Here is a 14,115-nt window from a genome sequence, read left to right as displayed (position 1 = left end):
GGTCAGCTATGAATCAAAATTCTAAATTACACAACGATAACATAGACCTAAAAGAATTATTTTTCTCGGTTTTGAACCAATGGAAATTGGTTATGCTCTGCATCGTCATCAGTTTGATTATTGCAATATTATATCTAAGAGTTACCTTGCCGATCTATTCAACCAATGCTTTGGTACAAGTAGAAGATGGAAAAAGTGCAGCCTCTGTTGCTTTACTTGGGCAATTAAAAGAGCTCTCTGGAACGGTTGGAACCAAATCGCCAGCTGATGCTGAAATTGAAATTCTCAGATCTCGACTCATTATTGGCCAAGTGATCCATGATCTAAATCTCAATCTTATAGTCAAAGATGATCATGATAGTCTTCTCAATCGACTGATTTCCCCTAAGTACTTAGACGTTTTTTATAAACCTAATGCTGTCAGTGTGCAGACAAAACACTCAAGTTTTCAAATCAAAAAGTTTGAACTACCCAACTACTATTTAGACAAACCTTTGAGTCTTCACTTTATAGAAAATAATCAATTTACCATTAGTTTTAAAGAACAAGTGCTGATTAAAGCGAAACAAAATCAACTCAATCATCTCACTACTGAAAAAGGTACTTGGGAAATTGAAATAGCAACCCCCTTAGGTTCACCTCAACAAAGCTTCACGTTAATCAAACAATCTCTGCCCTCTTCAGTGGGTTCTTTTCTAGAAAACTATTCTGTGGCTGAACGTGGAAAACTCACAGGGGTCATCGGGCTGGACTATCAGGGTTATGATAAAGAACATATTACCCATGTTCTGAATAGTGTTTTGGACATCTATCATCAACAAAATATTGAGCGCAAGACCCTAGAGTCCAAACAGACGCTGAGCTTCTTAGATAAACAACTCCCTGAACTTAGACAACAACTATTAGACTCAGAAATTAAATTCAACCAATTTCGTCGTAAAAATAATACAGTAGATGTATCTCAAGAGTCTGACTTATTACTTAAACAAAGCGTAGAGCTTGAAAAAACCAGAATTGAGTTAAAACAGAAACAAGCTGAACTTCAATCCAAATATACCGATATCCATCCACTCATGACGGAGATTACAGCGCAATTAGAGGCTATTAATAAGAAAACCCAAGAACTTAATCGTACACTAAGTGCCTTACCAGAGCTTCAACGCTTATATCTACAGCTCTATCGTGATGTGAAAGTAAATACTGAACTCTACACTTCATTATTAAATAACTACCAACAACTTAAAGTAGCGCAAGCAGGTGAAATTGGTAGTGTTCGCATTATTGATACAGCTGTTGAACCTGTTAAAGCGATTAAACCACGAAAATTGATTGTGCTTTTCTTGTCACTCATGATTGGTAGTTTCATCGGTATTCTGTTCTCTCTGTTTCGTAGCATGCTCAAACAGGGCATTAAAACCTTTGCACAAATTGAGCGAGAGTTAGACCTTTCTGTTTTTGCTACAGTACCGCGCTCTCCAATTCAAGAGACTCGTATGCATGTGCTTAAAAAGAAAAAATCGATCCCTATTCTTGCGGTTAGGGATGGTGAAGATATTGCGATTGAGAGTTTAAGAAGTCTTAGAACCACAATTCACTTTACCCTTACCCATGCGAAGAACAATATTATTTCTATTTCAGGGCCTGTCCCTGAGGTAGGTAAGTCATTTATTTCAACTAATTTAGCGACGATTTTTGCACAAAGTAATAAAAAAGTTTTGCTGATTGATGCTGATTTACGTCGAGGTTATCTACATAAGTACTTTAATCAAGCGATCAGCCCAGGATTAAGTGAATATTTACACCATCAAATAGAATTAGAACAATGCATACACAGCACTCATGTAAATAATTTGAATTTTTTAAGTCGGGGGAAAAATCTAGGTAATCCATCTGAAACATTGGCATCGGATCATTTTCAGGCTCTACTCGAACACCTGTCTCCATCCTATGATCACATTATTATCGATACACCTCCGATCTTAGCAGTTACCGATGCACTCATTATTTCACAATACGCTACTGTCAATTTAATCGTTGTACGCCACGCACAAACATTCATGAAAGCATTAGATCTGACTAAAAAACGCTATGAGCAGGCCGGCATTAAAATTGATGGTGTTATTCTCAATGACATTCAACAGAGTATCGGTTATGCCTCAAACTATAACTTCAGTTATCACTATAGTTCGTCCAGTCATGATTAGACTTTAAAATTATTTATAAACCTCAACATTCAATAGCTATTGTTGCTATTGAATGACTTAAAACTGTATTTATTACGCAAAATCTATTCAAATTTGATACCGCTTTACTCAATGACAGTATATGCTGAATGCACTAAACTGCATTTCGTTATATTTCCAAAAACACATTGAGACACGTTATGAGTAAAGCTTTACCTATCACCGTTGCCGTACTTTTAGGTGGTGCTGCACTAGTCCCTGTTTACTATGCGACAAAACACCCTGCGACTCCAACAACTACAGCCAGCATGAGTAAAGATGCGAGCCCAATTGAAAAAATGAGTTATGCACTTGGCCACGAATTTGGTAGCCAAACTCCACCTGAACTAAATATTGATGCTTTTGTTACAGGTATTCGCGCTGGTTATGATAAACAACCACGTGCTTATACAGATGAAGAATTACAAGCTGCTTCTGTAGAGCTGCAAAAAGAATTGGAAAAGAAACAACAAGCTGAATCACAAAAAACTGATGCGAGTACTGAAAAATTCTTAAGCGAAAATGCTAAAAAACCTGGCGTTATCACGACTGCTTCTGGCCTACAATACAAAGTCATCAAAGAAGGTACGGGTAAGCAACCTACAGCAGACTCTATGGTCACTGTGCACTACAAAGGGCAGTTGATCAACGGTACCGTATTTGATAGTTCGTACAAACGTAACGAACCTGTGGTTTTCCCACTTAAAGGTGTAATCCCTGGTTGGATTGAAGGCTTACAACTCATGAAAGAAGGTGGTAAAGCAACGCTTTATATCCCAGCTAAACTCGGTTATGGCGCACAAGCTTCAGCTGAAATCCCTGCAAACAGTACCTTAATTTTTGATGTTGAATTAATTAAAGTTCAATAATTAAACTAAATTTCAGGAGAGCTTAGGCTCTCCTTTTTTGAGATCAAAACATGCAAAAAAAAACCATATTCACCCGACTATTTATTTTGGTTAGCCTCATTGGCGGCTCTTATACTCATGCAGCAGCTCTAGATAAAACTCAATCAACAGCCAGTTCAATTGAGAAAATAAGCTATGCACTTGGACATGAATTCAGTTCGCAAGTTCCTGATGAAGTTGATTTTAAAGCTTTCGTAGAGGGTCTTCGTGCTGGTTATACCAAGCAGCCTAATCCTTATACCCAAAAAGAATTGCAAGAAGCATATCATCAAGCTCAAATGCAGCTTGAAAAGAAACAAAAATCTGATGCAATCAAAGCAGCTGCTGTCGAAGAAAAATTCTTAAGTGAAAATGCCAAAAAACCTGGCATTGTCACCACCAAATCAGGCTTACAGTACAAAATCATTCAAAAAGGCAAAGGCAAACGCCCGACAGCAAACTCAATAGTCACTGTGCATTACAAAGGATTACTGCTTGACGGTACAGAGTTTGATAGTTCTTACAAACGTAATGAACCTATAGAGTTTCCACTTGATCAGGTCATTCCAGGTTGGACAGAAGGCTTACAGCTCATGCAAGAAGGTAGTAAAGCAACGCTATATGTGCCTTCAAAACTTGCTTATGGTTCACAAAATACTGGGCCTATTCCTGCAAATAGCACACTTATTTTTGATGTTGAACTCATCAAAGTTCAATAAATTTAAATGTAGAGAAAAGCGCCTTCACTTTTCTTTTAACACTAAGAATATACACACTACTTATAGTATGACTTTGATTTTTATTGTAGAACTGATCAAAGTTAATTTTAATTCAATACTGGGAGCAAATCTTGTTTCCCGACACAGGATATAACCATGAAAAAAGCTTTACTTTGCTCCAGTATTTTCTTTTTATGCTCGGCAAGTTATGCAGCATCAGTCAATAATCGCAGCACACAACAAGAACAATTTAGCTATAGTTACGGTTATCAAGTAGGCCTTACATATGCCGAAATATTAAAAGATGTAGACATGAATACATTTTTGGAAGGCGTTAAACAAGGAACTGCTGGAAAAGAACCGAGTTTAACCAAAGAAGAAATGAAGAAGGCAATGTTTCAATATCAAAAAAGTATTGAAGCGATGCAACTTGAAAAACTGAAACAAATTGCAGCTGAAAATGCCCTGAAGGAAAAATCTTTCCTAGAAAGTAACCTTAAAAATACAGGTATTACTCAAACTAAGTCAGGACTGCAATACCAAGTACTTACTGCTGGAACAGGTAAAACACCAAAAGCGACTTCAAAAGTATTGGTTCACTACGAAGGTCGTCTGTTAGATGACACAGTATTTGATAGCTCGATTGCTCGTGATCAACCTGTTGAATTTCAAGTCAGTCAGGTTATTCCTGGTTGGTCCGAAGGTCTACAACTGATGAAAGAGGGTGCAAAATATCGCTTCTTTATTCCAGCAAAGTTAGCCTATGGTGAGATTGGTTCAGGAGATGCGATTGGACCAAATAACACTTTAATATTTGAAGTTGAATTACTCAAAATCGTGCAATAACCATTAAAAAATGGCTGTCATCAAGACAGCCATTTTGTTTCATCTTATTCGCGTAAAATACAATTAAGGCTTCAACTGACGAGGTCTAAAATTACTCATCAAAAGTCCAATGGCATAGGCAACAACCCCGACCACACATAAGCCGATCACTTGTAGCACACGTATCCATTGTGAGGCTTCTCCATTGTACCAAGTCAGGCCATAAGCTAGAGCAAGTACCATTACGACATTCGCAATCGCAAACTGTATTACGAGTTTTTTCCAATGGCTGCCAAAACGGAAAATATCACGGCGGTGCAAGTAGTAATACAACATCGCGGCATTGACCAATGCTGAACCAGATGAAGCTATAGCCAAAGCCATATGCTCTGCATGCCAATCGATTAATTTAAATAATCCAATAAACAAGACGTTTAAAATCGCGTTAGCAGCAACAGCGATTAAACCAACACGTACAGGAGTTTTAGTATCTTGAATAGCATAAAAACCAGGAGCAAACACTTTAATTAACATAAAGGCCAATACACCACCACTCATACACTGCAAGGCCATAGCGGTCATTTGTGTATCACGCAGATCAAACTCTCCACGTTGAAACAGTGCTTGAATAATTGGGGTAGATAACATAAATAAGGCAATACTTGCAGGCACTCCAACCAAGACAATCACCCGTGCAGCCCAATCCAACATCGCTTTAAATTTTTGTTGATCATGCTCAGCTTTTTGTGTCGACAAAGACGGTAAAATTACTGTACCAATTGCCACCCCTATCAGTCCCAAAGGCAGCTCTGTCATTCTTTCTGCGCTATATAACCAAGACACTGAACCATCCTGCATAAATGAGGCCCAGATCGTATTGAGTAAGAGGTTAATCTGTGTAACAGATACACCAAATAATGCGGGAAGCATCAGTTTTAAAATTCGTTCCACCCCTTCATGTTTAAAATCAACTTTTGGTGGAATCAATAACTTTTTACGCCATAGCTCTGGGACTTGAATAGCAAGCTGTAAAATACCTGCAGCAACAACAGCCCAACCCAATGCCATAATCGGCTGTGCCATATGTGGTGCTAACCACCAAGCTGCAGCAATCATCGCGATATTTAATAAAACTGGAGAAAATGCAGGTGTAGAAAAAGAACCATAACTGTTTAAGATACTGCTGGCAAAAGCAGTTAATGACATGAACATTAAATAAGGTATGGTGAGGCGAAACATATCAACAGCAAGTTCAAACTTAGCTGGGTCGGTATGAAAACCCGGTGCATACGCATAAATAATGACTGGAGCCGCAATCATCGCCACTAAGGTTAATGCCGACATTGCCAACAGTAAACAACCAAAGACTCTACTAATTAATATTTGTACTTCGGCATGTAAACGTTGCGTTTTATATTCAGTTAATATGGGTATAAAAGCCTGAGAAAACGCACCTTCAGCAAAAAGCCGCCGGAAAAAGTTAGGAATACGAAACGCAACAACAAAGGTGTCAAAATCCTTTCCCGCACCAAAGACATTCAGCAAAACCATGTCGCGTACAAGACCCAATACCCGTGAAACCATGGTCATTGCACTGACGATAAAAGTGGATCGCCATAGCGCCATTAGAACTACTCATTTTTCAATAAAGTGCTTATTGTAATCAAACTGAAGCGAAAAAACGTGATTGAATGATGATCTTTAACAGCATTTCTACGTTAAGCGATAAATTGACTTTAATCGCCTCAATCATCATCAGCTGTTCTTATTCACTTGTCTGCTTTTTGGCATGAAGCTGTTCACGAAAATACTGCCAATCAAAATGTGGACCTGGATCTGTTTTACGCTGTGGAGCAATATCTGAATGCCCAGCAAGATGCCCTTGAGTTTTAGGATAAGCCTGCTGCAATACTTTGACGACCTCAACCAATGCTTGATATTGCTGATCTTCAAAATCCTGATCGTCACTCCCCTCTAATTCAATTCCAATTGAATAATCATTACATTCCTTTTGACCCAAATAACTTGAGCGTCCGGCATGCCAAGCACGATCATTAAAATTAACAAACTGTATAATCTCACCAGTTCTTAATATCAATATATGTGCAGAGACCTGCATACCTTCAATACTTTTAAAATATGGATGTACATCCCAATCTAATTGATTTTGAAAAAACTGTTCAATATACCCCCCTCCAAATTGAGATGGAGGCAAACTGATATTATGTACGACGATCAACTGAATTTCAGTATCTTCAGGACGTTGATTAAAATTAGGTGATGCAATTTGCTTTGCACCGAGTAACTGTCCTGCTGAAACTTGAAATTTATCTATATATCGCATTTATCACTCCGCTGTAGGGCTTTAGTTTATTGACTCGCGATGTGCCTCTGATAGCTTACCCGTAATTCTAAAAAATAAAAACTTCTGCAAAGACATCGATGACAATGCTAAAATGCCGCTGTTTTTTAGCGCAATCAATATAGGGATATTCCATGAGCATACCGCAATCCTTGCTTGAGCAATCTATTCAATTGAATATACAACACGCCTTACAAGAAGATCTGGGTGATGGCGATATTACCGCAATGCTTACTCCAGAACATGAGCAAGCAACAGCAGCTGTATTAAGTCGTGAAGATATGATCTTGGCAGGACAACCTTGGGTGGATGCTTTAATTCAACATTTTGATCCAACTGTACAAGTTTCATGGTTAAAAAATGATGGTGATTGGGTTGCTGCTGGAGAAACATTTTTAACTTTACAAGGCAAGGCACGTAGTTTGCTCAGTATTGAACGTGCTGCACTTAACTTCATTCAAACGCTTTCGGCTGTAGCCACAAAGACTGCTCATTATGTAAAGCAGCTCGATGGTCTTCATACACAATTACTTGATACACGTAAAACTTTACCAGGCCTACGCATTGCACAAAAATATGCTGTTGCCATCGGAGGTGGTCAAAACCATCGTCTTGGCTTATTTGATGCATTTTTAATTAAAGAAAATCATATTATGGCAGCAGGTGGTATTGCTCAAGCGATTGTTCAAGCACGTCAAATTGCTCCAAATAAACCCGTTGAAGTTGAAGTTGAAACTTGGGATGAGCTCAATCAAGCACTTGAAGCTAAGGCTGATATCGTGATGCTCGATAACTTTAGCCAACAACAGATGATTGATGCTGTCAAATATGTGGCTGGACGCTGCAAACTTGAAGCATCAGGAAATATTACACTCGATAATTTGGCCCTAGTTGCCAGCAGTGGTGTGGACTATATTTCTATGGGTGTGTTAACCAAAGACCTTAAAGCAGTCGACCTTTCTATGCGTTTTAACAACAATTAATATTTTCAATCCGTTGATTTCTTTTACCGTTCAATCAAAGCAATCAACGGATATTCCTATCAGAATATAACTAAGTTATAAGCAAACTAAATTGTAATAAACCACAATTGGACTATAATCTCTTCACCTTGCATTATTGTATCCCAAGCCAATGACGCTGCTCAAACAACAGGCACTTTTCATTGTCGTTGCCTTTATTTCTGTGTTCATTTTTTTCTTAACTCAAGAAAATCTACAAAACTTTTTTGCCTTAAATGACTATGAGCGCAACCTGCGCACGTTTAAATACGTCTTTTCCGCCATTCTAAATTACGCATTCATTTCTGGTTTTTACTTAATGATTCGTAAAACTTGGCTAACACTGATTGTGAGCCAATTTACGGTTTTTTTACTGACTTTTATTAACATTCAAAAAGAACGATATCTATCAACAAGCTTAGTCCCAAGTGACTTTTTACTTGTCAGCGAAACTCTCAAAGCTTCCCCACTTTCCTTAAAAATTTTTGTATTTATTAGCCTTGCCTTATTTTTTGCCCTCTTTATTTGGCTTTACAAAAAAGAGAAACGTGAAAAAGGTCATATTTTTATGACCAATGGGGTATTGGCAGTATTCATTATTGGTTTTTTTATCACCGCTAACTTTCAAAATAACTTTGCCACTCAATGTGCCAAAAATCCAGGCAATATCTTATGTAAATACACACGATATTTACCACAAACACGCGGTGATTGGGTTGGCGACCATCTCACCATTCGCACGTTAGGCATGAGTACTTTTTTCTTTTCTAAATCGATTGACAATCTCAATGACAAATTATTTAGTACCGAAAAAATTCCTAAAGATCAGATTGAGCACATTTTAAAAACACCCCAAGTGCAAGCAAAATCTGAACTGAAACAACTCCCCAATATCATATTCATTATGAGTGAGTCGCATTGGGATGCCACTAAACTTGATCCAAGTGTGCCTAAAAACTTAACCCCAACTATTCAAAAAAATCAATTTTCACAAGTACTCTCGCCAAGTTTTGGCGGTGGTACCGCGAACGTTGAATTTGAAGTGCTGACTGGGCTCAATGTATATTTAAATAAAAATGAATTACTTTATGTATCTAAGATAAAGCGCCCTATTTACTCCTTACCACGCTATTTTAATCAGCTTGGGTATAGCAGTACGGCAATGCACAACAATGGTAAATACTTCTATAACCGCAGTGCTGTCTATCAAAACTTAGGTTTTCAACGTTTTATTTCTCTGGAAAATATGACAGCCAATCCCAATAGCGCCATCAATCAAGGGGGCTGGGCCACGGATGACCTCATTTACGACAGCATTAAGCAACAACTGCAACAAAGCCAACAACCACAGTTTATTTATGCAATTACTGTTGAAAACCATCCAATGTACAACGATGACCGCTTTGGTAAAGATAAATACATCATCAATAAGTCTGGGGTGAGCGCAGCAAGCCAACGTCAACTCAATACCTATTTACTTGGTATGCAACGTGCTGATGCTAAATTTAAGCAACTGATTGATATGACTAAGCAATTGGATCGTCCAACCATGATTATTTTCTTTGGGGACCATCTACCAAACTTACAAAAGGTTTATGACGATTTTCAATTTTTTGATTCTGAACAAGATAAAATAGAAAAGAAACAAGCCAAGTATTTTGAAACTCCACTTGCGGTATGGAGCAACTTCCCAATCGATAAAAAACAATTCGATAGTGAGTTTATTCCAGCACATTTTTTGGCTAGCCGTGTTCTGGCCTCAGCAGGTTTACCTTTACCACCTTATTTTCAATTTATTAAAAATCTGAGCAAATGTTACCCGACAATTCATCAGATCCAGCAACAAGCCACATCGCAATGTTATTTCGATGCTGAGAAGTTACTGAGCGATTATAAAAAGCTCAATAGCGATGTCATTAATGGCAGTAACTGGACCTATCAGTTGTTACAACGTGCCGAAGACGAACCGAGCGAACCTCAACCCTAATTTAAGATCAATTTCGGGTTTAAACTAAGAATAAAAAATAGCGTCATAAGACGCTATTTTTGTATTTGGTTATCAATGTTCTACATAACCCATATAGGGATCAGAAATTGAATCTTGATTCGTTTCCATACGACCTGCAAAACGACGCTGGTAGCTTGAATCACCACTGAGCATGACCGTAAAATCATACCAACCACCAAATTCTGACATATCCCAATAAAGCTCTTGTTCTTGTGCTGAGGTCTTAATTTCCCAGACTTTTTCCTTACCTAAATACGCATTCGATTTGACAACCAAACTCGCTGCTTGATTCGCATCATTTCTCACCTTTAAGTAAAGCTTGGCACATTCATCCATACATACACGAATTTCAGGCAATGCAGCAACTTGCAACTGTGAACTTAAATCACCACCAAATGAACGATGAAATCCATTCGGGCCTAAAACCCACAAGTCATATAGCCCTTGTTCAATGCTCCAAGTATCTTCAAGCTGCTTGTTCGGTTCAACGATATAACGTCGTGGAATTGCATTTAGATTACGGCGGTTATAGACATGAAATACCGCTGCGGCATGACCTGTATTCGAAAACATCAGCTTTAACTGTTGTTGGGTTGAATCGACCAGAGCACTACAGTGCAATATGTAAGGTAAAGCACGTGATGGACGAATACCGAGCTGCTGTGTAGGTCTTTGTTGTTGTGTGGGTAGACTGACCTGACTTTGCTGCTCTTGTGCCTTACGAATCGTATCTGCTTCAAGTTTACTTTTTTGGCCAGCTAAAACAGGTAGCTGACTGTTATTTGGTGTCTTAAAGTTAAATGCTGAAGTAAGATCTCCACAAACGGCTCGGCGATAAGGACTAATATTGGGTTCTTGTACACCAAAACGTGCCTCTAAGAATTGAATCACTGAAGTATGATCAAAGACCTGTGAATTGACCCACCCCCCTCGACTCCATGGTGACAAGACATACATGGGTACACGCACACCTGGGCCATAAACGCCACCATCTGGCTTAGGTTGGTTAGAAAAAGCCACCCCTTGATGATCAAAATATTCATAAGATATATCTTGAGCTGGTAAAGTCGTTTTACCATGTATTACACCTTTTTCATCCCGTGATGGTGCTGAGGGTGAAGGTATATGATCAAAGAAACCATCATTTTCATCGAAATTGATCAGCAGTACGGTTTGGCTCCAAATTTCAGGATTTTCAGTAAGTGCATTAACTAATTCCTGTGTATACCATGCGCCTTGCACAGGGCTTGAAGGACCAGGGTGCTCACTATATTCGGCAGGGGCAACAATCCAACTCACTTGTGGCAATTTTCCTGCAGCAATATCTTGTTTTAAACTTGCCAAGAAACCTTGATCAGGCATGGTATTGGCAATCCCTTTATATAACGGCTCCTTAGCATCAATCGATTCATCATAAGGTGGACACACCTTCGAATGACTCACAGGCTGACCAGAACGTTCATTGGCAGCACGATACTGTTTAAAACCTGCGAGAGGATTATCAGTAAAGTTATCTGGCATATTTTGATAGACCTTCCAACTCACCCCTGCTTCTTGCAAACGTTCAGGATAGGTTGTCCAGTGATAACCTGATTGTGATGAGCCGATCGTGTCAAACTCATTGACAACACTTGCAACATTCGCCGCTTTGGGACCATTGGTTCCTGTCCATATAAATTTACGGTTAGGGTTGGTACCCGCATGCATAGCACAGTGATAAGCATCACATAAGGTAAATGCATCTGCTAATGCAAACTGATATTCTACTTCTTGTTGTTTAAAATACCCCATAGATTGGCTTCGTTTGTGCTCCACCCAATTTCCCATACGACCACAGTCCCAAGCCTGCTGCCCATCACTCCACGAATGTGGCGTACCTGATACTCGCTGAGCATTACCTAAACGACTGTCTAAATGGTAAGGCAGTACTTTATTTTTGTTTTTATCGTATTGTTGCCATACTTGCCGACCGTCGCTTAAAGGAATGGTAAAACGATCACCAAAACCACGTACCCCTTTAAATGTACCAAAGTAGTTATCAAATGAACGGTTTTCTTGGGTTAATATCACCACATGTTTAACGTCTTTGATCGTTCCTGTTTCAACTTTCGCATCAATTGCCAATGCTTTTTGAATGCTTGCTGGGAAACTTGCAAGTGCTGCTGTGGCAAAAACACCTTTACCTGAATTTAAAATAAAGTCACGACGATTCATTGTTATTTCCTCTTATCTTTATGGTGCACAGTGGACTTTACAGCTCGAAGTCACTTCATTATTGGAGTCGTTATTGTCATCATTACAAGCACTAAGTAATAATCCGCTACTCAATAAACATAAAATTAAAACCACCTTAGGCATAACCATTTCCATTGATTTTTAGATAGACGTAGTAAATACCAGTAAAATGACGATTTCATGATAGTTTTATGGCAGTGCAATTAATTAATCGAACTTAATAATTTATCCACTGTGAAGCCAAAAAATCGATTAACAAACGTGTTTTCAGCGGAATATAAACTTGATTTGGAAAAACGGCATACACGCCTTGGTGTTGCATTTGATAATCTGTAAAAAGTTGAACCAAGCGACCATCCGCTAATTCATTGATCACCATCCACTGCGGGATCACTGCTATTCCCAACCCATCTAACAGCATCTGTTTAATGGTCTGAATATTATTCGCTGCATATTTACTATTTTCATATAAAGTAACTTGCTGCTGTCCTTGAAAGAATTGCCAAGACTGTGAGGTATTCAAATTTAGATTTGAAATCCAATCACAATGTTCTAGCTGTTCGGCGGTTGTATATTCTCGTCCAGCTAAGTATTGAGGTGAGGCAACCAATAGCGTTTCATATTCAGTCAACTTACGTGCTTTATAAGATGAATCATTCAGTTGCCCCAATCGAATTGCGACATCAATCTGTTCATGAATGAGGTCATAAGGCCGTGCATCAAATAAGCACTGCAAATGCAGTTGTGGATGCTGATGACAAAAATCTGATAACAGTGGCCATAACATCTGATGACCAAATTCATAAGTGGATGCCACACGTAGAATTCCAGCGCTCTGTACCTGATTTTTTCTAATATTTTCGATAGATTGAGTAATACTTAATAAAATATCTTTAAACTGGACATAAAGCTCCTGCCCAGCCTCAGTCAAAATATTTTTCCGTGTATCACGTACTAAAAGTGTCACCCCTATTTCTTGTTCTAAACGTTTAATCCGCATACTGACTAAAGCTCGACTTATACTTAAAGCTCGTGCAGCTTGAGAAAAAGAGTGCTTTTCAACCACTGTAATAAAAGTTTCTATCAATTCAAAATTCGGCATATGTGACACATCAACTTTAGCAATGCTGTTCAATATATTTGAACAATGATGTAAATAAAAGCCAACTTCTCTTTCATTTCTAACACCACAATAATCATCCACCTTTCAATTATGTATTCAAAAGCTACTTTCTTTGTCTGAGTCTCCCAGTGTGATTAGAAAATAAAGCAGTGTGATACAAGTGGGTTTAAATGCAATATCGCAGCAAAGTTGCCTGTATTTTTTTACTCGGCTTTTTTATTGACTGTATCAATATCTTTATGAGTGCGATTGCTTTTCCAGCAATGAGTACTTTATTTCAATTGACACAGGTTGAAGCTGCTTGGATTTCTAATAGCTATATTTTGGGATTATGTTTAATTATTCCCATGAGTATTGGACTTGCAAATCTATTCAATACACGGCGTGTATTGTTAGGGTCGACAGCTATATTTGCACTTTCAAGTTTTATGGTGGGATCTGCTGATTCATTTAACAGTTTAGTAATTTGGCGTTTTATCCAAGGACTCAGCGGCGGCTTAATTATTCCTGTTGGCCAAGCACTGACTTTTAATCTTTATCAGGGCAATGATCGAGTAAAAATCTCAACACTCATCATGATGACAGCATTAATTGCACCCGCCTTATCCCCCATGCTGGGTGGTTGGGTGATCGATATCAGTTCATGGCGCTGGGTTTTTTATAGCCATCTTCCGATGATTTTACTACTTTTATTGTTGATTTATATTTGGCTCAAACCAGAACAACTCGGTAC

12 protein-coding genes are annotated in these 14,115 nt (G+C 38.5%); 7 read left to right on the top strand and 5 right to left on the bottom strand.

Annotation, left to right across the window (positions count from 1 at the left end):
• The first annotated feature begins 8 nt into the window (after positions 1 to 8).
• The 4 genes from Aru01_RS12835 (at position 9) to bamJ (Aru01_RS12820) (ending at position 4,674) form a co-directional block, all read left to right on the top strand.
• The gene (locus Aru01_RS12835; protein ID WP_040331434.1) at positions 9 to 2,204 is read left to right on the top strand and encodes a polysaccharide biosynthesis tyrosine autokinase; all 2,196 of its coding nucleotides are present in this window, start codon (positions 9 to 11) and stop codon (positions 2,202 to 2,204) included.
• A gap of 179 nt (positions 2,205 to 2,383) precedes the next feature.
• Positions 2,384 to 3,091 carry a BamJ family beta-barrel-assembly machinery protein gene (gene bamJ / locus Aru01_RS12830; RefSeq protein ID WP_016658013.1) on the top strand — a complete coding sequence of 236 codons (708 nt, stop codon included), beginning with the start codon at positions 2,384 to 2,386 and terminating at the stop codon, positions 3,089 to 3,091.
• 50 nt (positions 3,092 to 3,141) lie between these two features.
• Positions 3,142 to 3,828: a BamJ family beta-barrel-assembly machinery protein gene (gene bamJ, locus Aru01_RS12825; RefSeq protein WP_016658014.1), complete on the top strand. Its 687-nt coding sequence runs from the start codon at positions 3,142 to 3,144 to the stop codon at positions 3,826 to 3,828.
• 156 nt (positions 3,829 to 3,984) lie between these two features.
• Positions 3,985 to 4,674, top strand: a complete 690-nt coding sequence (gene bamJ, locus Aru01_RS12820) for a BamJ family beta-barrel-assembly machinery protein (protein WP_016658015.1) — start codon at positions 3,985 to 3,987, stop codon at positions 4,672 to 4,674.
• Positions 4,675 to 4,737: 63 nt separating this feature from the next.
• Here bamJ (Aru01_RS12820) and murJ read toward each other — a convergent pair whose 3' ends face one another.
• Both murJ and ampD read right to left on the bottom strand, forming a co-directional pair.
• Complete coding sequence (murJ, locus tag Aru01_RS12815; protein WP_016658016.1) at positions 4,738 to 6,279, bottom strand: murein biosynthesis integral membrane protein MurJ; 1,542 nt, start codon at positions 6,277 to 6,279, stop codon at positions 4,738 to 4,740.
• A gap of 139 nt (positions 6,280 to 6,418) precedes the next feature.
• Entirely contained in the window at positions 6,419 to 6,997 is a 579-nt protein-coding gene (gene ampD / locus Aru01_RS12810) for a 1,6-anhydro-N-acetylmuramyl-L-alanine amidase AmpD (RefSeq protein ID WP_016658017.1), read from the bottom strand.
• A gap of 152 nt (positions 6,998 to 7,149) precedes the next feature.
• Between ampD and nadC the strand changes: the two genes are divergently transcribed.
• Together nadC and Aru01_RS12800 are read left to right on the top strand one after the other, a co-directional pair.
• A complete protein-coding gene (nadC, locus tag Aru01_RS12805) occupies positions 7,150 to 7,998 on the top strand; it encodes a carboxylating nicotinate-nucleotide diphosphorylase (RefSeq protein WP_016658018.1) in 849 nt (282 codons plus the stop codon).
• Between the two features lie 151 nt (positions 7,999 to 8,149).
• Complete coding sequence (locus Aru01_RS12800; RefSeq protein ID WP_016658019.1) at positions 8,150 to 10,003, top strand: LTA synthase family protein; 1,854 nt, start codon at positions 8,150 to 8,152, stop codon at positions 10,001 to 10,003.
• A gap of 72 nt (positions 10,004 to 10,075) precedes the next feature.
• Here Aru01_RS12800 and Aru01_RS12795 read toward each other — a convergent pair whose 3' ends face one another.
• The 3 genes from Aru01_RS12795 to Aru01_RS12790 all read right to left on the bottom strand — a co-directional run bounded on the left by Aru01_RS12795 (position 10,076) and on the right by Aru01_RS12790 (position 13,361).
• Positions 10,076 to 12,238 carry a phosphocholine-specific phospholipase C gene (locus tag Aru01_RS12795; protein ID WP_016658020.1) on the bottom strand — a complete coding sequence of 721 codons (2,163 nt, stop codon included), beginning with the start codon at positions 12,236 to 12,238 and terminating at the stop codon, positions 10,076 to 10,078.
• 18 nt (positions 12,239 to 12,256) lie between these two features.
• Positions 12,257 to 12,382: a hypothetical protein gene (locus tag Aru01_RS18675; protein ID WP_255209867.1), complete on the bottom strand. Its 126-nt coding sequence runs from the start codon at positions 12,380 to 12,382 to the stop codon at positions 12,257 to 12,259.
• A gap of 94 nt (positions 12,383 to 12,476) precedes the next feature.
• Positions 12,477 to 13,361 carry a LysR family transcriptional regulator gene (locus Aru01_RS12790; RefSeq protein WP_016658021.1) on the bottom strand — a complete coding sequence of 295 codons (885 nt, stop codon included), beginning with the start codon at positions 13,359 to 13,361 and terminating at the stop codon, positions 12,477 to 12,479.
• A 191-nt stretch (positions 13,362 to 13,552) separates the two neighbouring features.
• Here Aru01_RS12790 and Aru01_RS12785 point away from each other — a divergent pair.
• The coding region (locus tag Aru01_RS12785; protein ID WP_042111425.1) for an MFS transporter at positions 13,553 to 14,115 on the top strand (563 nt) is incomplete at its 3' end.

The organism is Acinetobacter rudis (genome assembly GCF_000829675.1).
In the GTDB taxonomy this organism is placed as follows: Bacteria; Pseudomonadota; Gammaproteobacteria; order Pseudomonadales; family Moraxellaceae; genus Acinetobacter; species Acinetobacter rudis.
This window is presented reverse-complemented; position numbering and strand designations above follow the sequence as displayed.